At 67.2% G+C, this 22,054-nt stretch carries 19 protein-coding genes and 1 pseudogene; 6 read left to right on the top strand and 14 right to left on the bottom strand.

The window, feature by feature from the left end:
- The first annotated feature begins 199 nt into the window (after positions 1 to 199).
- From LGM56_RS01130 to LGM56_RS01120, 3 genes and pseudogenes are all read left to right on the top strand, one after another.
- Positions 200 to 958 (top strand): hypothetical protein, encoded by a 759-nt coding sequence (locus LGM56_RS01130; RefSeq protein ID WP_226202280.1) that lies wholly within the window; start codon positions 200 to 202, stop codon positions 956 to 958.
- A 177-nt stretch (positions 959 to 1,135) separates the two neighbouring features.
- A pseudogene (locus tag LGM56_RS01125) lies at positions 1,136 to 1,247 on the top strand (EamA/RhaT family transporter); the annotation flags it as partial.
- Positions 1,248 to 1,432: 185 nt separating this feature from the next.
- A complete protein-coding gene (locus LGM56_RS01120) occupies positions 1,433 to 2,455 on the top strand; it encodes a class I fructose-bisphosphate aldolase (RefSeq protein ID WP_226202277.1) in 1,023 nt (340 codons plus the stop codon).
- A gap of 163 nt (positions 2,456 to 2,618) precedes the next feature.
- Here the strand turns inward: LGM56_RS01120 and fdhA are convergent, their stop codons facing one another.
- From fdhA to LGM56_RS01080, 8 genes are all read right to left on the bottom strand, one after another.
- Positions 2,619 to 3,815, bottom strand: a complete 1,197-nt coding sequence (fdhA, locus tag LGM56_RS01115; protein ID WP_059525191.1) for a formaldehyde dehydrogenase, glutathione-independent — start codon at positions 3,813 to 3,815, stop codon at positions 2,619 to 2,621.
- 390 nt (positions 3,816 to 4,205) lie between these two features.
- Positions 4,206 to 5,396: an efflux RND transporter periplasmic adaptor subunit gene (locus tag LGM56_RS01110; protein ID WP_089496339.1), complete on the bottom strand. Its 1,191-nt coding sequence runs from the start codon at positions 5,394 to 5,396 to the stop codon at positions 4,206 to 4,208.
- Positions 5,396 to 7,288, bottom strand: a complete 1,893-nt coding sequence (locus LGM56_RS01105; RefSeq protein ID WP_226202275.1) for an efflux transporter outer membrane subunit — start codon at positions 7,286 to 7,288, stop codon at positions 5,396 to 5,398. The genes LGM56_RS01110 and LGM56_RS01105 overlap by 1 nt, the downstream gene beginning before the upstream one ends.
- An 8-nt stretch (positions 7,289 to 7,296) precedes the next feature.
- On the bottom strand, positions 7,297 to 8,235 hold the full coding sequence (locus LGM56_RS01100) for a glycosyltransferase family 2 protein (RefSeq protein ID WP_226202272.1): 939 nt from the start codon (positions 8,233 to 8,235) through the stop codon (positions 7,297 to 7,299).
- 10 nt (positions 8,236 to 8,245) lie between these two features.
- Positions 8,246 to 9,841: a DHA2 family efflux MFS transporter permease subunit gene (locus LGM56_RS01095; protein WP_226202270.1), complete on the bottom strand. Its 1,596-nt coding sequence runs from the start codon at positions 9,839 to 9,841 to the stop codon at positions 8,246 to 8,248.
- Entirely contained in the window at positions 9,838 to 11,121 is a 1,284-nt protein-coding gene (locus LGM56_RS01090) for a glycosyltransferase (RefSeq protein WP_226202268.1), read from the bottom strand. Before LGM56_RS01090 ends, LGM56_RS01095 begins: the two co-directional genes overlap by 4 nt.
- 17 nt (positions 11,122 to 11,138) lie before the next feature.
- On the bottom strand, positions 11,139 to 11,708 hold the full coding sequence (locus LGM56_RS01085; RefSeq protein WP_046549619.1) for a methyltransferase family protein: 570 nt from the start codon (positions 11,706 to 11,708) through the stop codon (positions 11,139 to 11,141).
- A gap of 67 nt (positions 11,709 to 11,775) precedes the next feature.
- Positions 11,776 to 12,678, bottom strand: a complete 903-nt coding sequence (locus LGM56_RS01080; protein WP_089441755.1) for an alpha/beta fold hydrolase — start codon at positions 12,676 to 12,678, stop codon at positions 11,776 to 11,778.
- Between the two features lie 721 nt (positions 12,679 to 13,399).
- Here LGM56_RS01080 and betI point away from each other — a divergent pair.
- The 3 genes from betI to betA are packed head-to-tail and all read left to right on the top strand — an operon-like array spanning position 13,400 to position 17,208.
- On the top strand, positions 13,400 to 13,984 hold the full coding sequence (betI, locus tag LGM56_RS01075; RefSeq protein WP_089426825.1) for a transcriptional regulator BetI: 585 nt from the start codon (positions 13,400 to 13,402) through the stop codon (positions 13,982 to 13,984).
- A gap of 32 nt (positions 13,985 to 14,016) precedes the next feature.
- Positions 14,017 to 15,486: a betaine-aldehyde dehydrogenase gene (betB, locus tag LGM56_RS01070; protein WP_089475461.1), complete on the top strand. Its 1,470-nt coding sequence runs from the start codon at positions 14,017 to 14,019 to the stop codon at positions 15,484 to 15,486.
- A gap of 21 nt (positions 15,487 to 15,507) precedes the next feature.
- Positions 15,508 to 17,208, top strand: coding sequence for a choline dehydrogenase (gene betA / locus LGM56_RS01065; RefSeq protein WP_226202266.1), 1,701 nt, complete (start codon positions 15,508 to 15,510; stop codon positions 17,206 to 17,208).
- Between the two features lie 85 nt (positions 17,209 to 17,293).
- Here the strand turns inward: betA and LGM56_RS01060 are convergent, their stop codons facing one another.
- From LGM56_RS01060 to LGM56_RS01035, 6 genes are all read right to left on the bottom strand, one after another.
- Positions 17,294 to 17,878 (bottom strand): dual specificity protein phosphatase family protein, encoded by a 585-nt coding sequence (locus tag LGM56_RS01060; protein ID WP_226202264.1) that lies wholly within the window; start codon positions 17,876 to 17,878, stop codon positions 17,294 to 17,296.
- Between the two features lie 13 nt (positions 17,879 to 17,891).
- Positions 17,892 to 18,386, bottom strand: coding sequence for a hypothetical protein (locus tag LGM56_RS01055; protein ID WP_226202262.1), 495 nt, complete (start codon positions 18,384 to 18,386; stop codon positions 17,892 to 17,894).
- Entirely contained in the window at positions 18,383 to 19,525 is a 1,143-nt protein-coding gene (locus tag LGM56_RS01050; protein ID WP_226202260.1) for an MGDG synthase family glycosyltransferase, read from the bottom strand. The genes LGM56_RS01055 and LGM56_RS01050 overlap by 4 nt, the downstream gene beginning before the upstream one ends.
- A gap of 282 nt (positions 19,526 to 19,807) precedes the next feature.
- Positions 19,808 to 20,299, bottom strand: coding sequence for a hypothetical protein (locus LGM56_RS01045; protein ID WP_226202258.1), 492 nt, complete (start codon positions 20,297 to 20,299; stop codon positions 19,808 to 19,810).
- Positions 20,296 to 21,705, bottom strand: coding sequence for a hypothetical protein (locus tag LGM56_RS01040; protein WP_226202256.1), 1,410 nt, complete (start codon positions 21,703 to 21,705; stop codon positions 20,296 to 20,298). The genes LGM56_RS01045 and LGM56_RS01040 overlap by 4 nt, the downstream gene beginning before the upstream one ends.
- Entirely contained in the window at positions 21,702 to 21,959 is a 258-nt protein-coding gene (locus tag LGM56_RS01035) for a PAAR domain-containing protein (RefSeq protein WP_089496328.1), read from the bottom strand. Before LGM56_RS01035 ends, LGM56_RS01040 begins: the two co-directional genes overlap by 4 nt.
- Between the last annotated feature and the right edge of the window lie 95 nt (positions 21,960 to 22,054).

Here is a 22,054-nt window from a genome sequence, read left to right as displayed (position 1 = left end):
ATGAAGCGGTAGGCCATCACGGACGAACGCGTTCCGCGCACCCGATGTCACGGAGAATCCATGAACACCGCATGCGAACGACAGTCGACGAGGTACGCTCCACTGCATTCCGGCACGGGCCGATCGGCTGCCGTGCCGGAACGGATCATGACGACCGGCGCGCGTTCGCGTCGTTGACGGCGCCCACCCGCTTCCAGCGATGCGAGTCCTCCTCAACCGTACAATTCGCGCACGCGACGACTGGCGCGCGATCCTGAACGCGCGAGCGCAAGCGCGGCGCACCGCCAGCTTCCGCTGCAGGGCATGCGGCTTCGTGGCCATCCGTGCGCTCGAGCACTGCCCCGACTGCGGACGGCGGAACTGGCCGTTCGATTCGATCTCCCGCGCACCGGATGCCACACCTGCTCCGCACGCCGCTCACACGTGGACATCGCGCATCGCGCGCGCGCTTCGCAACGCGGCGCTCCAGCAACCTCGCGCATCGACCGCACCGATCCTGAGCATCCTGACACTCGTGCTGCTGGTCGGCGGCTATGTGGTGGTCGACCGGACATGCAAGGCCGATCCGGCCTGTCGCGGTTCGAATGATTCGCGCGCGATGGCGAGCGATGCCGCCCCGTACGCATCGAACGACCCCGTGCTGCCGGTCTTGCCCGCACCCGTCTATCCGTTTCATTCGACTGACGGAACACCGGCGGCGGTCGCCCGACCGGGCAGCCCGGGCGTGGAGGCCGCCCGCGCACCCGCGGCACGGACGGCAGTCGCGCGAGCGGCGCCGGCCATGCGCGCACCCGACCGGTCGCACCCCACCGCCACGGTTCGCCTGGCCGGCTGGAAAGGCAATCACGGTGCCGCGCATCGCCCGCATACCCTCCACCGCGTGAGCACGCACACCGCACGTGCGCGACGCGCCATCAGCAATACGCAGCAAATCGCGCAGCTCTATCGCGGCCACTGAGCGCGCAGGCGTAGTGCGCGCATGCGCGTTCGTCGATTCATTTTTCTAAAGCCCCCCTCACAAAACCTCGTTTGCGTCGCGACTCACGCGTGACGTTCAATGGATCAGTCGCCCACGCCGGCGCATCTCGCGTGTTGCGTTCCGGCCGGCCGCCTGATCCGCCGAATGGAGCCGTCGATGAATGCACTGCAACTCGTGACCCTTGCCGCCATCTGGGGCGCGTCCTTCCTGTTCATGCGCAGGGGCGCACCGGAATTCGGCGTCGTCCCGCTGATCGCGCTGCGCGTCACACGCGTCGAACGCCAGCCCATCACGCACGCGCCCCCCCGGGCACGAACGATGCGCCCGAGCACGCGCCTTGCGTTCTGGCCGGTGCGCGACAAAGAATGAAATCGGAAGGCGGCGCGACGACCGCGACGAAGTGAACAGCGGGCGGTCGCCCCGGCCGCGTGGCGGTTTCAGCGGAGGAATTCCATGAGCACCGAGAGCACACTCCAGGCGACGATCCAGGCGCTCGTTCAGGATGGCAAAGGCTTGCTGGCGGCCGACGAAAGCGGGCCGACCATCGCGAAGCGCTTCAAGACGATCGCGGTCGAATCGACCGAAGCGAACCACCGCGCATGGCGCACCCTGTTGCTGTCGACACCGGGCCTCGGCGAATTCGTCAGCGGCGTGATCCTGTATGAAGAGACGCTCGGGCAATGCGCGGACGATGGCACGCCGTTGCCCGAACTCGCCGCTCGCCAGCAGATCGTGCCGGGCATCAAGGTCGACGCGGGCAAGATTCCGCTCGCGCTCGCGCCCGGCGACGAAATCACGCAAGGGCTCGACGGGCTTGCGGCGCGCCTCGACGGCTACCAGCGGCAAGGCGCGCGGTTCGCGAAATGGCGCGCGGTGTACAACGTGTCCGCCACGCTGCCGGGCCATGCGGCGATCGAAGCCAACGCCGAAGCGCTGGCGCGCTATGCGGCGATCTGCCAGGAGGCCGGCGTCGTGCCGATCGTCGAGCCGGAAGTACTGATGGACGGCGATCATTCGATCGGCCGCTGCGCGCAAGTGACCGACGCCGTGCTGCACGCCGTGTTCAACGCGCTGCACCGGCACCGGGTCGCGCTGGCGCACATGTTGCTCAAACCGAGCATGGTCGTCGCGGGCAGCACGCATGCCGAACAGCCGGCGCCCGGCGAAGTCGCGGCGGCGACGGTGCGCCTGTTGCGCAGCATCGTGCCGGCCGAAGTGCCCGGCATCTTCTTTCTGTCCGGCGGACAAACGCCCGAGGAAGCGACCGCGCATCTCGACGCGATGAATCGCGTTGACGGGCGGCCGTGGGTGCTGAGCTTTTCCTATGGACGCGCGCTGCAAGAGCCGCCGCTGGCCGCTTGGAAGGGACAGGCGGCCAACGTACGCGCCGCGCAGGAGGCGCTGCTGCTGCGCGCACGCCTGAACAGTGCGGCCTGCCGCGGTCAGTACGACGCCGCGATGGAGCGCACCGCGTGAACGGCACCCGGTCGATCGTTCACGCGCGAGCGTCTCGCCCGGCGCTATCGCGAGCACTGAGCGAGCACTGAGCGCGCACTGAGCGCGCGAGGCCCGAACGTACAAGGGGCCGGGGCGCTTGCACGCCCCGGCCCCTTCGATTGCCGCGCGGCGATCGGTCGCGTTATGCCGCCAGCAACCCGTGCGGGTCGATGACGAATTTACGCGGCGCGCCGCCGTCGAACTTCTTGTAGCCTTCCGGCGCCTGGTCGAGCGAAATCACTTCGACGTTGACGATCTTCGCGATCGGCAGCCGGTCGAACAGGATCGCCTGCATCAGGTTGCGGTTGTACTTCAGCACCGGCGTCTGACCCGTGAAGAACGAGTGCGACTTCGCCCAGCCGAGGCCGAAGCGGATGCTCAGGCTGCCGTGCTGCGCGGCCTTGTCCTTCGCGCCCGGATCGTCCGTCACGTACAGGCCCGGGATGCCGATCGCGCCGGCCGGGCGCGTGATTTCCATCAGCGAGTTCAGCACCGTCGCGGGCGCTTCCTCCGCATGGCCCGACGAACCGTGGCCGTGCGCCTCGAAGCCGACGCAGTCGACCGCGCAGTCGATCTCGGGCACGCCGAGGATCTGCTCGATCTGCTCGCCGAGCGAGGCGTCCTTCGACAGGTCGACCGTCTCGAAGCCCATCGCTCGCGCGTGTGCGAGGCGTTCCGCGTTCATGTCGCCGACGATCGTCACGGCCGCGCCGAGCAGGCGCGCCGAGGCGGCCGCCGCCATCCCGACCGGGCCCGCGCCCGCGATGTAGACCGTCGAGCCCGGCTTCACGCCCGCGCTCACCGCACCGTGATAACCGGTCGGCAGAATGTCGGACAGGCAGGTCAGATCGCGGATCTTCGCCATCGCCTGATCGCGATCGGGGAATTTCAGCAGGTTGAAATCGGCATACGGCACGAGCACGTACTCGGCCTGGCCGCCGATCCAGCCGCCCATGTCGACGTAGCCGTAGGCGCCGCCGGCACGCGACGGGTTCACGTTCAGGCACACGCCCGTATGCGTGTCCTTGCACATCGCACAGCGGCCGCAAGCCACGTTGAACGGCACCGACACGAGATCGCCGAGTTTCAGCGTCTCGACGTCGCGGCCGATCTCGACCACCTCGCCCGTGATCTCGTGACCGAGCACGAGGCCGACCGGCGCGGTCGTGCGGCCGCGCACCATGTGCTGGTCGGACCCGCAGATGTTCGTGCTCACCACTTTCAGGATCACGCCGTGGCCGATCGCGCGGCCGCTCGGATCGACCATCTTCGGATAATCGATTTTCTGGACTTCGACCTGGCCCGGCCCAAGATAGACGACACCTCGATTGCTGCTCATCGTATTGTCTCCATGTCTAGTTGGATGGCGCCGCGGCGCGCCGGCTCATGCGGCGCACGCGCAACGTGCTGTTCGAGAGTAGTCCCGGAGGCAGGGGCGCCGATGTCTCAAACGCGACACGCGTTTGAACGGCGCCGACATCGATGGCGGAAATGCGAAAGTCGGGCGGGAAACGACGGGAAGGTTTGGCGCGCGGGGTGACGTGCTGGATGGTGATGGTGCTTGAGGTGCTTGAGGTGCTTGAGGTGCTTGAGGTGCCGGAGGTCCTTGAGCTGCTGGAGGTGCTTGAGGCGCTGGGGGCGCTCGGGTGCTGGACGCGCTGGCGCGCGCCGCAACGCGCCGGGCGGCGGGCCGTTAGCAGCGACCGGCCGCCCCACTCTCGAGCTGGCGTTACCCGCCCTGATTTTCGCGGATGATCGCGGCGGCGGCGCTTTCCGCGTCGCTCGCGACGCCGTCGTGCACGCGCGTGCTGACGGCCGGCGTCGGCGGCTCGCTGTCGAGCGCGTGGCCGTTGCGATCGTGCGTGTCGACCGTCGCGCGCATCGATAATCCCACGCGCAGCGGATGCGCGGCCAGATCGCGCGCATCGAGCGCGATCACGACCGGCACGCGCTGCACGACCTTGATCCAGTTGCCGGCCGCATTCTGCGACGGCAGCATCGAGAACGCGCTGCCCGTGCCCGCCGAGAAGCCCTGCACGCGGCCACGATAGGTCACGCGCGAGCCGTACAGGTCCGACACGACCTCGACCGGCTGCCCGATGCGCATGTGGCGAATCTGCCCTTCCTTGAAATTCGCCTCGATCCACAGTTGGTTGAGCTGCACGATCGACATCAGCGGCACGCCGGGCCCGACCTGCTGGCCGACCTGCACCGAACGCTGCCCGATCGTGCCGTCGACCGGCGCGACGATCGTCGTGCGCTTCAGGTTCCGGTACGCGAGCTTGAACTGCGCGGCCGCCTGCACGACCGCCGGGTTTTCGTCGACAGGCAACTTGGTGCCGAGCGCACGTGCCGCATCGAGCTGCGCCTGCGCGGCCGCGAGATTCGCCTGCGCACCGGCAACCGCCGCGCGCGCACGCGCGAGTTCCTCGGGCGCGACGATCTCGACCGACGCACCCGAGCGCGCGGCGAACGCGCGCTGCGCGAGCGCCAGGTCGGCGCGCCGCGCATTCACGGCCTCGACGTACATCGTGTTCGAGATCTTCGCGTTCGCGACCTGCCGCACCGCCTGTGCGAGCTGTGCCTTCGCCTGCGCGAACGCGACGGACGCCTCGGTGTCGTCGAGCTTCACGAGGGTCTGGCCGGCGCGCACGGCCTGCGTATCGGCCACCACGACGTCGGTCACCGATCCGGGGATCTGCGCGGCGACCTGGACGATGCTGCCGGCGACGTACGCATCGTCGGTGTCTTCGTAATAGCGATCGCTCAGCAGCCAGTACGCGATCCATGCGAGCGCGGCCACCAGCACGACCGCGAAGAACGCGATGAAGCGCTTGCGGCGCGTCGCGCGGCGCGCGTCGAGTGCCGGGTCGTTCAGTGCGGCCGGCGGTGCGGCGGTATGGAGGTTGTCGTGGTGCATCAGTCGCTTTGCGTAACGATCAGACGATCGTGCTGGAACAAGGGAATCGGCGGCATGACCGACGGGCCCGGCGCCGGATTCGCCGCTGCCGTGTGCGCGAGAACGGGGGGAACGCGAGGCGTCGCGGCGACGGCTGGCGTGCGTGCCGCGTCGTCGCGTCGCGCGGGCCCCGCATTCGTTGCAGCGACGACCGGCGGCACAGCCACGCTCGCCGCACGCACATCGGCCGACGGTGCCACCACCGGTCGGGTCGCGGTCGATGCGGTCGCAGCGGTCGATGCGGTCGCAGCGGTCACGGCGGGCGCGGCGGGCGCGGCGGGCGCGGCGGGCGCGGTAGTCGAAGCGCCTCGCTTCGCCGCCCCGCTACGCGCCCGATGCGCGGCCGGCGCCTGCGCAACCGTCGCGCCTGCATCGAACCCGCCGCCCAGCGCGCCGATGAGCCCGATGCGCAGCGACCGCTGCCGGCCGAGCAGCGCGATCATCTGCGCGCGCTCGTCGATCAGCGTGAGATCCGCGACGTCCACGTCCTTCTGCATCAGCACGCCGCGCCGGTGCCGGTCGGTTGCGATCTCAACGATCTTCTGCGCGGCCGCGACCGCGTCCTGCTGCTGCGCGACGAGCGTCTGCGACGTCTGCAGCGACGTGACGAACTGCGCGACCTGTCCGAGCGCGTCGTCGACGGTCTTGTTGTACAGCCCGATCGCGACGTCGGCCTGCGCGACATCCGCGCCGAGCTTCGCCTTCAGCCGGCCGCGATCGAAGATCGGCAGCGAGATCGCCGGGCCGATGGAACCGGCGAGCGCATCGCGCGAGAACAGCGACGCGGGCGTGAGCGCGAACACGCCGCCGAGCGCGACGAGGTTCACGTCCGGATAGAACTGGGCGCGCGTCGAATCGGCATTCGCGAACGCGGCTTCGACACGCAAGCGCGCGGCGACGATGTCGGGCCGGCGCCCGAGCAGATCGGCCGGCAGCCGCGCGGGCAGCGCGCCGCCCGCCAATGCGCCGACCCGCGGCCGCTGCAGCGCGAGCCCGCGCTCCGGGCCACGACCGGACAGCACGCCGAGCTGCAGCTGCGCGAGCTTGATCTGCTCGTCGTTCATCGCGATCTGCGCGAGCAGCTTGCTGCGCTTGATCGATGCGTCGCTCGCGTCGTATGCGTTGTCGAGCCCGCGCGCGGTGCGCTCGCGCAGCACCGTCGTCACGCGCTGGCTGACCTTCAGTTTCTGCTGCAGCAGGTCCTGCGTCGCATACGCCTGGTCGAGCTGGCAGTACACGGTGACGATCGCGACCGCCAGCGTGAGCCGCACCTGCTCGGCCTCGACCCGCGCCGCTTCGCGCAGCGACATCAGGCTCTTCGTCGCGGCGCGATTCTTGCCCCACAGATCGAGCTGGTAGGTCAGCCCGACGAACACCGACGACGGCGAGGTGTTCGGATCGCCGAAGATCTCGACCGGCACGCGATAGCCGCTGACCGACACGTTGGCGACGTCGTCGCCCGGCTTCGGCATCCGCGCGCGGCTGACCGTCGCGCCGGCCGTGCCCGTCAGCCCCGTCAACGAATCGAACTGCCGAAGCTGCGCCTGCGCGATCCGCAGCCGCGCCTGCGCGACCTGCAGGTCGGGATTGTTTTGCGAAGCATCGGCGACCAGCGCGTCGAGCTGCGGATCATTCAACTGCTTCACCCAGTCGGGCGCGGGCCACGCGCCGTTCACGCCGGGGCCGGCCGTGTGCACGAGCGCATCGTCGGCCGGCGCGCGCAACGACAGCGACGGCAGGAAGCCTGACGGCACGCATCCGCTCAACGCCAGCGACACGGCCGCGGCGGCGATCATCATCGAGCCGCCCTTCACGCCACGCGCCACCTTCGCCGCTTCATTCACACGCCGCATCGCGCCCCTCATCCCTGCTGCACGCGTTGCACACGCTCGGCCAGACGCGGCCGCGTGCGTTCGAGCGGGCCGAGCCGGCCGAACAGGCCATCCGCGACACCGAACAGGATGCCGGCGAGCTTCGCGCGCTTGTCGCGTTCGACGAGCGCGATCTGCACGACCTGCCATATCGTCAACAGGTTCGGCACGATCGCCACCGGAAAGCGCAACCCGTACTGCATCCCAAGCTGCACCGCATTGCGCGCGCTGTAATAGCGCCGTTGCCACGAGTGATTCATCGACGTCATTTCAAAAGGGCCGAGCGCATGACGCTGCTTCGCGCCGATCCGGTGCGGCAGCACCAGCGACGGCACGACATAGAGCGGCACGTTGCGCGACAACGCGCGGAAACTGTATTCGGTATCGACGTGATCGATGAACAGTGTCTCGTCGAAGCGGCCGAGCACGTCGAACGCGGCGCGCGACACGACGCAGCCCGACGAAATCAGGAACGCGCAGCGCTGCAACGACGCGCCCGGCTCGATGCGCAGGCGGCGCAGCCCGATCCCGTTGGTCGACAGTTCGGGCAGGAAGCTGCGCGCGTTTTCGTCGAAAATGCGCGGGCCCGCCAGGAACGGGCGCCCGCCGAGCCCCGCGCAGACTTCGCGCATCGCGGGGAAATACGCGGCCGGCACCGACGAATCCTGGTCGAACAGCGCGACGGCGTCGATCCGATCGCGAAACAACGCCGCGAGCCCCGCGTTGTACGCGCCCGCGATGCCGCCGCGATTGCCGTGATGCAGCAGCGCGATGCCCTCGCGCGCGCACAGCTCGCGGGCTCGCGTATCGGGCTGCGGCGTGTTGTCGACGACGAGCAGCGCGTCGCACGCGTGCCGCCATGCGCGGAGCGCGTCGAGCTGGGCATCGCTCGGGTGATACAGGATCACGAGTGCGCCGAGTGTCGTCATGTTCCTCTCCTCAATGCCCGAACGAGGCCGCCGCGCCGCGCTTCGGCCGCGTCAGCCACATCATTGCCGCGAGGGCGAGACACGTCATGCTCGCCATCCAGAACATGTCGTTGGTCGCCATCATGTAGGCCTGCTGCATCACGACCTGGTGCAGCGTCGACAGCTCGCGCACGCCGTCCACGCCCATCGCGTTCAGCGTGTGCACGAAGCGCTGCGTGTTCGCCGACGCGTGCGTGACGGATTGCGACACGACGTCGTAGTGATAGGTCGCGCGGTTGTCCCACAGCGTCACGCTCATTGCGGTGCCGAACGCGGCGGACAGCGTGCGCAGGAAGTTCGACAGGCTCGACGCGGCCGCGAGCCGGTCGTCCGGGATGCGCGACAGCGTCGCGGCAGTCAGCGGAATGAAGAAGCACGGCAGCCCGACCCCCTGGATCAGCCCCGGCGCGGCGATCTGCGCGAACGTCATCTTCAGCGTGAAATGCGCATCCCACGCGAGCACGGCCGCGAACACGAGGAAGCCGAAGGTCGCGAGCACGCGCGCGTCGAAGCGATGCGCGTGCAGCCCGACGAGGATCGAGAACACCAGCGCGAGCACGCCGAGCGACGCCGTGGCGAGCCCCGCGTGAAACGCGTTGTAGCCCATCACGGCCTGCATCCACAGCGGAAACACAACGCCGACCACCGAGAAGCTCATCATCCCGAGCGAGATGATCAGCACACAGAACGAGAACGTGCGATCGCGGAACAGGCTGAGATCGACGACGGGATGCGCTTCGCCCGCCTCCCAGATCAGCAGCGACACGATCGAGAGCGCCGCGACCACCGCGAGCGTGACGATCAGCGGCGAGCCGAACCAGCCGCGATCGTGGCCGAGATCGAGCATCGCCTGCAGCGAGCCGACGCCGATCACGAGCAGCACGATGCCCGGCACGTCGATCGGGCCGGCTTCACCACGTTGCGCGTCGGGGCGCAGCATCGCGGTGCAGACCGCGAACGAGAACAGCCCGATCGGCAAATTGATGAGGAAGATCCACGGCCACGAGAAGTTGTCGACGATCCAGCCGCCGACCACCGGCCCGAAGATCGGCGCGAGCAGCACCGTCATCGCCCACAGCGCGAGCGCGATCGTGCGCTTGTCCGGCGGAAATGTGCGCAGCAGGATCGTCTGCGACAGCGGCACCATCGGCCCGGAAAACAGCCCCTGCAGCGCGCGGCAGATCACCAGCACGTGCAGGTCGCGCGCGAGCCCGCACAGCAGCGACGTCAGCGTGAACAGCAGGATCGCGCCGACGAACAGCCGCAACTCGCCGACGCGGCGCGCGAGCCAGCCCGTCAGCGGCACCGCGATCGCGGCCGCGACCGAATACGAGCTGATCACCCACGTGCCCTGGCTGTTCGATACGCCGAGACTGCCGGAGATCGCCGGCACCGCGACGTTCGTCACGGTCGAGTCGAGCACCTCGATGAAAGTCGCGAGCGACAGCGCGAACGTCAGCAGCGCGAGCCGGATGCCCCGCACCGGCCGCGCGGCCGGCACAGGCGCCGGCGCGTCGAACGCGGACGGCGCGACCGGCCCGTCGTGAAGCGGCGACGCGGTGCTCATGCGCCGGCCACCGCGACATCGGCCCGCGCGCGCGCCCGCCCGCGCTTCGGCACGAACCGTTCGATGAAATCGGCGGCCGCGTTGCAGCCGTCCGGCGCGGCCGCGAGCAGCGCACGCGTACGCGCCGCATGCACCGCGAACGCAGGTTCGTCGAGCACGCGCGCGAGCGCCGCGCCGAGCCGCGCGCCGTCGAGCGGGCCGTCGACCCGCACGCCGCAGCCGTTCGCGACGACGCGTTGCGCGTTGTCGAACTGATCGTGTGCGAACGGCGTGACGACTTGCACGATGCCGGCTTCGCACGCGAGCGCCGCCGTGCCGATCCCGCCGTGATGCACGAGCGCGCGGCAGCGTGGGAGCAGCGTGCGCATCGGCACGAAGCGGCGCACGAGCAAGCGGTCACTGTCCGGCGCCGCATCGTGCGGCGTCAGCAGGATCCCGCGCGCGCCGGTCGCGCGCAGCGCGTCCGCCACCGCGCGCGCGTATGCCGCGTGATCGACGCGTGTCGAACCGGCCGTGAACACGACCGGGGGTTCACCGGCCGCGAGATACGCATCGAGTGCCACATCGTCTTCAGGCGTCGCAATATCGTTGAACAACGGGAAGCCGCTTTGCAGATGATTCGACGGCCAGTCCGGCTGCGGCGGCGCGAACCAGCCGGGAAACAGGCACAGCACGCCATCGGTCGAATGCAGCCAGCGGCCCAGCACGCGCCGCGCCGGCGCGAGCCCGAGCGCGCGACGCACCGCGTTGAGCGCGGGGCCGCATGCGCGATCGAGCACCTGCCGCTCGATCAGCGTCATCAGCACCGCCTTCACGGGCAGCGGCCAGCGCGCGGGAATCGTCAGGCGCGGGTGCGTCGGCGGCGCATGCGCGGACAGCAGCGTCGACGGCGACACCTGCACCGACACGTACGGCGTGCCGTGCAGCTCCTGCATGAAGCGCGCGGAGAACGCCCACAGCGTGCCGACGAGCACCGTATCGTCGTCGGTCAGCGCACGCAGCGCGTCGTAATGCGGGCGCAGCGTCGGCGCGATCACCGCCCACAGCGTGCGAAACGACGTGCGCGAATCCCACAGCGCGGGGTTCGCCATCGCGGCCTCGTAGTCGGCCGCGGTGCCGATCGGCACGAAGGCGAACCCGCAACGGCGCACGACCGCCTCGAACGGCGCATGCGTGCAGAACACGACGTCGTGACCTCGCGCCGCGAGCGTGCGTGCGACGCCGAGCAGCGGATGCACGTCGCCCGCCGAGCCGATCGCGGTCACGATCATCTTCGCCATCGCGCGCCTCGCGGGGTTCAGTAGAAGCCGGGAATCAGCGCCGCGACTTCGCGACGGTACTGCGTGTACGCCGGCCCGAAATACCCGGTCAGCCAGCTTTCCTCGACGCGCACCTTGTACGCGAGCGACGCGAACACGAGCAGCACGCCGATCGCACCGCGCCATTCGCCGCCGATCAGCGCCGCGCCGACGAGCGCGATCAGGCAGCCCGTATAGATCGGGTGACGCACGAGCCCATACGGCCCCGTGCGGACGAGCTCATGGTCTTCCTTCAGCGTGACCGACACGCTCCAGTTCGTGCCGAGGTGCAGCCGCGCCCACACCGAGAACAGCAGGCCGGCCACCAGCACCGCGAGCCCGCACTGCGCCTGCAGGCCGAAGCGCTGCCAGTCCGGCACGAGCGCCTGCCACGACGGATCGGGCAGGATGATCAGCGCGCCGCCGACGATCAGCGGAATCGACTGCAACGTGCGCGAGCGCGACGCTTCCTTGCGCACGGTCGTCTTCACGCCTTGCGAAGTGGCGATCCAGTAGGCGAGCCACACGGCCCACGGAACGACGATGGCGATGGTCTGAACGATATTCACGGCGGGCCTGCCTCGTTGGGATGGGAATTCGGGAGCGCCGCGCGTATCGGACGCACGGCGTGCGGCGTCACGACGACAGCGCGTGCATCGGTGCGGGCACGCACGACTGCGCGGCGGCGAGCGCCATGCCGGCGGCGAGCGACGCCCCGCCGCAGAAAAAGTCGAGCAACGCCGAACGCGTGTATTCGCGCTGCGCGCGGCCTTCGATGTCGAGGAAGTGGCCCGCGTCCGGCACCGTCGCGAACCGGGCGCGCGGCACGTGCGCGCCGAGCTGGCGCACGTCGGCGGGCGTCGTGTATTCGTCGCGCTCGCCGTTCAGGAACAGCAGCTCGCAGCCGATGTTCGAGAACTCGCTGAGGTAGCGCTCCGGCTGCAGCGACAGGATCTGGTCGACGTGGAACGCGACCTGGTCCTGCTCGTCGCGCGGCAGGCGCGTGAGATACCGGTAGTTGTACAGCTTCATGATGCGCGGCAGGTAGCGGCCGACGGTGTCGTTCAGCAGCTGCGCGGCCTTCAGGTTCTCGCCGGCCGCGATGTGGTCGCGGGCGCGCGTCACGTAGTCGACCATCGCGTCGTTCAGGAACGGCGAGAACGAGCAGATCGCCGCGCGCCGCACGCTCGGGCAGCCGCGTGCAAGCGCGAACAGCGACGCGACGCCGCCCCACGACACCGACACGAGGTACGCCGGCGCGAAGCGCTCGACCAGGTGCTGCAGGATCGCGGCTTCGTCGTCCTTCGTCAGGATGAAGCAGCCCGGGTTGTGCTGGCGCGACTGCCCCGCATACGGCAGGTCGAAGCAGATCGTGTTCATCCGCTCGCCGAGATACTGGACGGTCTGCCCGAACGACGCGGTCGTCGCGAGCGCGCCGTTGACGAGCATTGCCGTGTCGAACGCCGGGTCGAACACGTTCCGTTCGACATAGACCTTCAGACCATTCGGCAATGGGACCACGTGTTTTTCGGTCAGCATCGTCGTTCTCCGGTGGATGCGGCGTCTCGACGTCGCGGCATGCTGCAGGTGCGCAATGACTGCGCCGGTGTGTCACGCGCGATCCGAATCGCGCGATTGGCCAATGCACCGCGGCAATACCGGCGGCATCGATTCATTCCTCGTAGTGCGGCGTCATACTAATACGGACAATATTACTGACTCAAGTCATTCCAACGATAACCTCTACTCCGTTAGGAAATGCGGAAGATTCAAATTATTCCCGCATTTTTTATGGTAAGCGGAATTCGGTCGAGGGCGGTCGCAATCGTTTGCGGAACGGCAGTCGATCCCCGCTTAGTTGACACACTTCCATTTATAATCAATATGTTATGTCGTTTCATTCGGCTATTTCAAACGGATTTTCATGAATGAATCGTGACGCCGTTTCGCGCGTCGACTTCTACGCTTAACCAAATATCACACGGCTCATTACTCTTTCATTCCGTAATCGATTCGACACCTGCAACGATTAACCGGATTGATTGCTCGCTTCAGAAAGCGTTTTAAACAAACTCCATCTTTTTTAAACATCTTTCAATCATTTTTCCGCACCTGCACAACGCGCGATCGGGGGCCCCGTTCACCTCCCGGGCACCTGCCGCCACCGTCAGACCCCGATTTTTTGTTGATTGAACGATCAATAAAAAACCGCTAAGCTCTCGACTTCCATGGACGGCCCGTGCGGGCGAAGGGAGTCGCGATGCCGAAAGTCGGAATGCGGGAGATTCGCCGCGCGCAGTTGATCGACGCCACGCTGCGCTCGATCGACGAAGCGGGCCTGCCCGGCACGACGCTCGCGTCGGTCGCGCAACGCGCGAACATCTCGACGGGCATCGTCAGCCACTACTTCGGCGACAAGGACGGCCTGCTCGAAGCGACGATGCGGCACGTGCTGCGCGACCTGTGGTCGGCCACCACGCGCCGCCGCGTGGCGGCACGCAAGGATCCGCGCGCCCGGCTGCGCGCGATCGTCGCCGCGAACTTCGACGTCACGCAGGTCAGCGCGCCCGTGATGAAGACCTGGCTCGCGTTCTGGTCGCAGAGCATGCACGACCCGATGCTCAAGCGCCTGCAGCACGTCAACACGCGGCGCCTCCACTCGAACCTGTGCGCCGAATTCGCGAAGGCGTTGCCGCGCACGCAAGCGCGCGAAGCCGCCAGCGGCCTCGCCGCGCTGATCGACGGCCTGTGGCTGCGCGGCGCACTCGCCGGCGGCCCCATCGACACCCGGGCTGCATTGAAGCTCGCCCACGATTACATCGACCTGCTGCTCGCGTCCGACTGACGCACGACGCAGTCGCCCTCAAGGAGATCCTCATGTCCGTATTCGGTTTGCAGCGCCTCTACATCGGCGGCGGTTACGTCGACGCCACGAGCGGCAAGACTTTCGACACCTTCGATCCCGCCACCGGCGAACTGCTCGCGCAGGTGCAGCAGGCCAGCGCGGCCGACGTCGATCGCGCGGTGGCGTCCGCACGGGAAGGCCAGCGTGAATGGGCCGCGATGACCGCGATGCAGCGCTCGCGCATCCTGCGCCGCGCGGTCGACCTGCTGCGCGAGCGCAACGACGCACTCGCGGCGCTGGAAACGCGCGACACGGGCAAGCCGATCGGCGAGACGCTCGCGGTCGACATCGTCACCGGCGCGGACGTGATCGAGTACTACGCGGGCCTCGCGACCGCGATCGAAGGGCTGCAGGTGCCGCTGCGCGCCGAGTCGTTCGTCTACACGCGCCGCGAACCGCTCGGCGTGTGCGCGGGCATCGGCGCGTGGAACTACCCGATCCAGATCGCATGCTGGAAGACGGCCCCCGCGCTCGCGGCCGGCAACGCGATGGTGTTCAAGCCGAGCGAAGTCACGCCGCTCACCGCGCTGAAGCTCGCGGAAATCTATACGGAAGCCGGCGTGCCGGCCGGTGTGTTCAACGTCGTGCAGGGTGACGGCTCGGTCGGCGCGCTGCTGACGGGCCACCCGGACATCGCGAAGGTGTCGTTCACAGGCGGCGTCGAAACCGGCAAGAAGGTGATGTCGCTGGCCGGCGCGTCGTCGCTGAAGGAAGTGACGATGGAGCTCGGCGGCAAGTCGCCGCTGATCGTGTTCGATGACGCTGACCTCGACCGCGCGGCCGACATCGCGGTGACCGCCAACTTCTTCAGCTCGGGCCAGGTCTGCACGAACGGCACGCGCGTGTTCGTGCACCGCTCGATCAAGGATGCATTCACGCAGCGTGTGCTCGAGCGCGTGAAGCGCATCCGCGTCGGCAAGCCGACCGATGCCGATACCAACTTCGGCCCGCTCGTGTCGGCCGCGCAGCTCGACAAGGTGCTCGGCTTCATCGAAAGCGGCAAGGCAGAAGGCGCGAAGCTGCTCGCGGGCGGCACGCGCCTGACCGACGGCCACTTCGGCAGCGGCCAGTACGTCGCGCCGACCGTGTTCGGCGATTGCCGCGACGACATGAAGATCGTCCGCGAGGAAATCTTCGGGCCGGTGATGAGCATCCTCGATTTCGAATCGGAGGACGAAGTGATCGCCCGCGCGAACGACACGCACTACGGCCTCGCGGCCGGCGTCGTGACCGAGAACCTGTCGCGCGCGCACCGCACGATCCATCGCCTCGAAGCCGGCATCTGCTGGATCAACACGTGGGGCGAATCGCCGGCCGAGATGCCGGTTGGCGGATACAAGCAATCCGGTGTCGGACGCGAGAACGGCATCACGACGCTCGAGCACTACACTCGAATCAAGTCGGTGCAAGTCGAGCTCGGCCGCTACAACCCGGTGTTTTAAGGATCACGAAAGGAGACCGTCATGACGACACGCGAATACGACTACATCATCTGCGGCGCAGGTTCCGCGGGCAACGTGCTCGCAACGCGCCTGACGGAAGATCCGGACGTGACGGTGCTGCTGCTCGAAGCGGGTGGCCCCGACTACCGCTTCGACTTCCGCACGCAGATGCCGGCCGCCCTCGCCTACCCGCTGCAGGGCCGCCGCTACAACTGGGCCTACGAAACCGACCCCGAGCCGCACATGGACAACCGCCGGATGGAATGCGGCCGCGGCAAGGGGCTCGGCGGGTCGTCGCTGATCAACGGCATGTGCTACATCCGCGGCAACGCGCTCGACTACGACAACTGGTCGACGCACAAGGGCCTCGAGAACTGGACGTATCTCGACTGCCTGCCGTACTTCAAGAAGGCCGAAACGCGCGACGTCGGCCCGAACGACTATCACGGCGGCAGCGGCCCCGTGTCGGTCACGACCAGCAAGCCGGGCGTGAACCCGCTGTTCGAGGCGATGGTCGATGCAGGCGTGCAGGCCGGCTATCCGCGCACGGACGACCTGAACGGCTATCAGCAGGAAGGCTTCGGCCCGATGGACCGCACCGTCACGCCGAAGGGCCGCCGCGCCAGCACTGCGCGCGGCTACCTCGACCAGGCGAAGGTGCGCTCGAACCTCGAGATCGTCACGCACGCGCTCGCCGATCGCATCCTGTTCGACGGCAAGCGCGCGTCGGGCGTCACGTACCTGCGCGGCAGCGAACGCGCGACCGCGCATGCGCGCCGCGAAGTGCTCGTGTGCAGCGGCGCGATCGCGTCGCCGCAACTGCTGCAGCGCTCGGGCGTCGGCCCCGGTGCGTGGCTGAAGGAACTCGACATTCCCGTCGTGCTCGACCTGCCAGGCGTCGGCCAGAACCTGCAGGATCACCTGGAGATGTACATCCAGTACGAGTGCAAGGAGCCGGTCTCGCTGTACCCGGCGCTCAAGTGGTGGAACCAGCCGAAGATCGGCCTCGAATGGATGCTGAACGGCACCGGCCTCGGCGCGAGCAACCACTTCGAGGCGGGCGGTTTCATCCGCACGCGCGACGACGATCCGTGGCCGAACATCCAGTATCACTTCCTGCCTGTTGCGATCAACTACAACGGCTCGAACGCGATCGAGATGCATGGCTTCCAGGCGCACGTCGGCTCGATGCGCTCGCCGAGCCGCGGCCGCGTGAAGCTGCGCTCGCGCGATCCGAACGACCATCCGAGCATCCTGTTCAACTACATGGCCGAAGCGCTCGACTGGCGCGAATTCCGCGATGCGATCCGTGCGACGCGCGAGATCATGCGGCAGCCCGCGCTGGATCGATATCGCGGCCGCGAACTGAATCCGGGTGCGGACTGCAAGTCCGACAAGGACCTCGACGCATTCGTGCGCGCCCGCGCGGAGACCGCGTTCCATCCGTCGTGCTCATGCAAGATGGGTTACGACGAGATGGCCGTGGTCGATGAAGAAGGCCGCGTGCACGGGTTGGAGGGGCTGCGTGTCGTCGATGCGTCGATCATGCCGATCATCACGACCGGCAACCTCAATGCGCCGACCATCATGATCGCCGAGAAGATCGCGGACAAGATTCGCGGGCGCAAGCCGCTTGCGCGCGTGGACGTGCCTTACTTCGTCGCGAATGGGGCAATGGCCCGCAATATCGCGAAGGCCGTGCGGCAGCCGGAGACGGTCTGACGACGGCGGGCGTATTGCCTGCGCATCGACGTACTTTTCAAAACGCCGCCGACAGCCATTGTCGGCGGCGTTTTGCATGGGATCCTCAGCCGCTGTTCACTTCCCGCTTCAAGCGCTCGACGTCGACGTTTTTCAAGTAGTTCGTGATGTTCTGCCAGATCGGATGGAACCCGTAGCCGCCGTGCTGCAGTTCATCGAGCGCCTGCTCGCGCGTCCAGCCCTGATACACCATCCGGTACAGCGCCGACACGAGGCCGGTACGATCGGCGCCGTGCTGGCAGTGGATCAGCACCGGGCCGTCCTGGTCGGCCGTGCGCAGCGCCTTCAGCGCGGTCACCATGTCCTCGTCGCGGATGTCCCACGTGTTGATCCGGATGCGCTGCATCCGGATCTGCGTGCCGGCCAGGATGGTGTCGTCCGCGTGAAACGAACGAAAGCTGATGACCTTGCGGATGCCGAGCTTCTGCAGTTCCGGCACGTCCGAGCGCGACAGCTGGGCGCTACGGTACAGCGTCGGCGTGATGCGGTGCAGGTTGTTCACATGCGCATCGGCCACGCTCTGCGCCCATTTGATCGGCCGGGCGGACACCTCGGAGGCCGGGTCCGCGTGGGCCGGCTGCACGAGCCCGGCAAACGCGACGGCGATCGCGGCAATGATGGCGATTTTCATGTCGGGTCAGGGATCAATAAAAGGCGCGCTTGCGCTCGCGGGAAAAAATGAACAGCACGATCGCGGCGGCGCTCATCGTCCAGTAGTCGGTCGGGGCCACGCCCAGCCAGTGGATATGCCACGGCACGTTCGCCGGATTGAAGCGGGCCAGGCCATAGGCCGGATTCAGCACGAACCACAGGAAATCCTCGGTCAGCCAGAACACCATGATGCACGCGATGGTCCGCGCCTCGATGCGCCACGACCACCGTCCGTTGAACACGGCCGGCAGATGAAAGAACAGCGCGACGAACGGGAACACCCACGCGTGATAGCCGGTCATCGGCCGCCCGCCCCAGAAGAGGTCGAGCAGCCAGTGATGCTCGATGCGCCACGTCGGCAGGTTGGCGGCCCAGCCCGCGCTGCCTTCGATCTGGATCTCGACGTTCGCGAAGAAGTACGCGAGCAGCACGACCCACGCAACGACGAACACCGTATGGCGCGTCGGCACAAAACGCGCGACGCTCATGCGGCCGGCTCCAGGCCCAGCACGCGATCGAGCACGAAGCGGCCGGCGAGCGGCCGCCCGAGCGGCGCGAGACGACGGCGCATGTCGGCGAGACGCTCGGGCGTCTGCAGCAACGCGCGGATCCGGTAGACGAGCGCATCGTCGTCGATCGCCTTCAGCGCGACACCCTGTTCGAGCAGGAAATCCGCATTGCGCTCTTCCTGGCCCGGAATCGGCGAGTTGACGATCATCGGCAACTGCATCGCCAGACATTCGGACGTCGTCAGGCCGCCCGGCTTCGTGATCACGAGATCGGCGCAGGCCATCAGGCGCTCGACCTGCTGCGTGAAGCCCTGCGGAAACAGCCGGCCCGGATGCTGCGCGGCCAGTTCCAGCAACGACGCCAGCATCGCCTTGTTCTTGCCGGCCAGTGCGATCAACTGGAAGTCGGCCTCCATCTCGAGCAGGCGCGCGGCCAGCACGTCGAGGCCGCCGAGACCCGCGCCGCCGGACATCATCAGAAAGGTGCGGCGCGCGGGATCGAGGCCAAATTCGGCCGCGCAGGCCGCGCGATCGAGCGGCTGGCCGAATGCCGGCATGATCGGGATACCGCTGACGTGCACCGTGTCGGGCGCCATGCCGCGCGCATGCATGCGCCACGCGATCTCGTCGTTGGCCGCGAAATAGCCGCGCATGTTCGGCACGACCCACATGCTGTGCAGGTCGAAATCGGTGACCTGCACCCACACCGGCGTATCGACGCGCCCCTTGCGGATCTCGCGCGACAGCAGCTCGGCAGGCAGGAAGTGCGTGCAGATGATCGCGTCCGGGCGCTGCCGCTCGATCTCCGCGAGCAGTGCCCGGCAATTGAGCCGCTCGATCGCGCGCCGGATCTTCTGCGACGGCGCGGCGGGATCGACTTCGTCGGTCTTCTGGTACAGGTAGCCCCACAGCGCCGGCTGGCTGCTGACGAGCTTGATGTAGAGATCGGTGTACAGCTTGCGGAAACCGGTGGACACGAAATCCATCACGTCGAGGTGAGTGGCTTCGATACCGGCGGGGTGGCGGTCGGCGAACGCGCGGATCGCTTCGGCCGCCCGGGTATGGCCGGCGCCGGCGCTGACGCTCAGGAGGAGGATCTTCTTGTTTTGCTTTGACATCTGACTGACCGTTTCGAAAGGTTTGATACGGATGCGGAGTCTGTGTAAGCGATCGCGAGGTTCAGCGACATCGGATGACGTGGATCGCCGTTGCCGACCGCTTCCGGATCATACTTCGTCCGGATTCCGGCGTGCGGTCCCGCTCGGTCGTCCGTGTTTCGATGGTCGTCAGTCTGGCCTATCCGCATACCGGTGCAGACGCCGATCGAACGATTCGGGATGGCAAAGGAATCGCCACGAAACACATGCGAAGCCGACACGATCTTTGCCGGCAATCCTCCGTCAGCGGAGATCGCCCTTGTCCCGCTGCGCGTTGCGGGGAGGCGGGTCGCGGCCCTCCAGACGCGCGATCGCGTCGACCGGATGCGTGTCAGGCCGCGCGCGCTTCGAACTGATCCACCACGGCGAGCCTTGCCGCCGATACCATTTCCAGGCGTTCGCAGACGTCATTTGCATCCCGCGATCGGGGCACACGCCGTCGGCGATGTCTTCGCAATAGAGCCGCACGGCAAGATGAAGCTGCCACTCGTAGAAAGCTTCCGCGACGATCCAGCCGAACGTGGCGCCCCACAGCATGAGCGCCCATTGAAGCGGGACGGAACTGCCGAGATCCAATGCGGCAAGCCATCCGACGACGGTCGTATAGAGCGCGCATGCCACGATTCCGCTCCAGCAGGAGACGAGCAGCAGATACGGCCTGAGCATGGGTCGGCGTCGAGCGTTGCCGTTGTATGCTGGGCCTGCATCGTCGTTGCGTGATCGGCGCCTGCTCACGCCTGCTCCGTCGAAAATCGCAACCTGTCGTCAAAGTCGTCTTCTACCACACGGCGCCGTACCCAGCACCCGACGATCGTCAGCAAAGCGCTCAGTCCATACACCACACTGGCCCCCAGGAACCAGGCGTCGGAGGCACCCGCCGCATCGAACAGGAACAGGGACATGGCCAGGCCACAGGTCAGGCCGATGAAAACGGACACATCGAGGACACGAACGCTTGCCTCGCCAACGCGCGAAACAGGCGTACTCCGGGTCCCGACCAGATTCAGCGTCACGTCCTGGCCTTGTGGCGACGCGACCAGTTGAGCACCCTGCCCGTGTTCGACCATTTGCGCCGCGAGCGCCTGAAGTAGCCATGCACTCACCGGCCCGGGTTCACCGATCGCACCGTCCAGGTCGTGTTCGGCCAGGTTGAGACCCGCGTCCTTGATCGCCCCGCTTGTCGCGTGGCGGCTCTGTCGCGACAACCCGCTCGACCAGCCGTGCCGGATGCGTGCACGGGCTGTCTGTTCGGCCGACAGCAGTCTTTCCAGCGCGTCCGCGACGGAGTCGGATGGTGTCGAAATCGGGCGAAACAGGCGAGCCTGCGGCTTGAGTTTCCCCTTGAACGCCGCGACGACCTTAGGAGGAGCAAGCAGCATCGCAGCGGCTATCTCCGAGCAGGACGGCTCCTTTCCCTCGATGTGCAACTGGCAACCGAGTACCAACCGGACACTCGACCCCAGGCCCGGGTCGAACCACTGCTCCGGCTGATCGACCTTTCCGTCGAACGGCGCCCATCGGAGATCGGCGAGATCGGACAAACCCAGTTTCCGCCAGACCGCTCGCAGTTCGGCTATGTGTTGCGGGTCATCGGAATGCAGGATCACATCGAAGACGCAGGTATCCGCGAGGTTCGAAATATGCGCGGTGAACGGCTTGATCAACTGCTCGATCACCTGCGCCATGCGCGATACGCCCGCCGAAACAACCAGCTCGGGCAAGGCCATGATCTTGCCCGGATTCATCGGTGCCCTCCCTTCGAGCCCGAGCAGACGTTCCGCCAGATCGGGTTCGGGTGTCAGCACCACGCTGCCCAGTACCGCCACGTGGGCACGCGCCCATTCTCGTCGTCGGGCATGATGGAGCCGGCACAGATGGTTCCACCAGTCGACCCGTGCGACCCAGTCCTCGTAACGGCTATAGATCCACGCGCTGATGCCACCCCAGAAGAGCAGCGGAATCAACACGGCGCGCCCGAAGAACGCGCCGGAGATCATCGACTTACCCTGCTCCCAGTTGAGGACTGTTATGACGATGCCCGCAACCTGGATGACGACGAACGCGATCACGTACCACCAGATCGACGGCGGCTTGCCGTACTGGTATTCGGCGATATCGGAAACAGTCCATTTCATTTTCATAAGAGTCTCATCCCGGTACCGCTGGCGATGACTTCGCTGCCACAGGCTGTACGGCAACGGTTGAGCGCCCACCCTCGGCCGCCTTCGTTATAGCCTTCGCCTGATTCAACGATGCGGTTGTCGCCGTGCTCGGGGCACGACACGATGTCGTGATGCAGGGCAATCTTGCTGCCGTCGAGGATGAAGGTCGAGGAAGCGGTTTTGACGACGCCTCCGTGTGTGGTGGAGTCGCCGAGGCGAACGGGGATTTTCATCGGTAGTGGATCCGTTGGGTAAATGCACGCTTGGATGCGGTTGCAGGCGCTCCACGGCGAGACCAGAATTTCCGGTGGCGATTGACGGCCTGCGG

It is taken from the genome of Burkholderia sp. AU38729 (genome assembly GCF_020419725.1).
Lineage (GTDB): Bacteria > Pseudomonadota > Gammaproteobacteria > Burkholderiales > Burkholderiaceae > Burkholderia.
Note: the sequence above shows the minus strand (reverse complement) of the source record. Positions and strands in the feature narration are given on the sequence as shown.

Coding starts and splice junctions, on each gene's coding strand:
- fdhA (WP_059525191.1), bottom strand. CDS start 3,815: ATGAGCAGCAATCGAGGTGTCGTCTATCTTGGGCCGGGCCAGGTCGAA.
- LGM56_RS01040 (WP_226202256.1), bottom strand. CDS start 21,705: ATGAAAATGAAATGGACTGTTTCCGATATCGCCGAATACCAGTACGGC.
- LGM56_RS01130 (WP_226202280.1), top strand. CDS start 200: ATGCGAGTCCTCCTCAACCGTACAATTCGCGCACGCGACGACTGGCGC.
- LGM56_RS01055 (WP_226202262.1), bottom strand. CDS start 18,386: ATGAGCGTCGCGCGTTTTGTGCCGACGCGCCATACGGTGTTCGTCGTT.
- betA (WP_226202266.1), top strand. CDS start 15,508: ATGACGACACGCGAATACGACTACATCATCTGCGGCGCAGGTTCCGCG.
- betI (WP_089426825.1), top strand. CDS start 13,400: ATGCCGAAAGTCGGAATGCGGGAGATTCGCCGCGCGCAGTTGATCGAC.
- betB (WP_089475461.1), top strand. CDS start 14,017: ATGTCCGTATTCGGTTTGCAGCGCCTCTACATCGGCGGCGGTTACGTC.
- LGM56_RS01090 (WP_226202268.1), bottom strand. CDS start 11,121: ATGGCGAAGATGATCGTGACCGCGATCGGCTCGGCGGGCGACGTGCAT.
- LGM56_RS01095 (WP_226202270.1), bottom strand. CDS start 9,841: ATGAGCACCGCGTCGCCGCTTCACGACGGGCCGGTCGCGCCGTCCGCG.
- LGM56_RS01100 (WP_226202272.1), bottom strand. CDS start 8,235: ATGACGACACTCGGCGCACTCGTGATCCTGTATCACCCGAGCGATGCC.
- LGM56_RS01105 (WP_226202275.1), bottom strand. CDS start 7,288: ATGCGGCGTGTGAATGAAGCGGCGAAGGTGGCGCGTGGCGTGAAGGGC.
- LGM56_RS01035 (WP_089496328.1), bottom strand. CDS start 21,959: ATGAAAATCCCCGTTCGCCTCGGCGACTCCACCACACACGGAGGCGTC.
- LGM56_RS01120 (WP_226202277.1), top strand. CDS start 1,433: ATGAGCACCGAGAGCACACTCCAGGCGACGATCCAGGCGCTCGTTCAG.
- LGM56_RS01060 (WP_226202264.1), bottom strand. CDS start 17,878: ATGAAAATCGCCATCATTGCCGCGATCGCCGTCGCGTTTGCCGGGCTC.
- LGM56_RS01080 (WP_089441755.1), bottom strand. CDS start 12,678: ATGCTGACCGAAAAACACGTGGTCCCATTGCCGAATGGTCTGAAGGTC.
- LGM56_RS01050 (WP_226202260.1), bottom strand. CDS start 19,525: ATGTCAAAGCAAAACAAGAAGATCCTCCTCCTGAGCGTCAGCGCCGGC.
- LGM56_RS01110 (WP_089496339.1), bottom strand. CDS start 5,396: ATGCACCACGACAACCTCCATACCGCCGCACCGCCGGCCGCACTGAAC.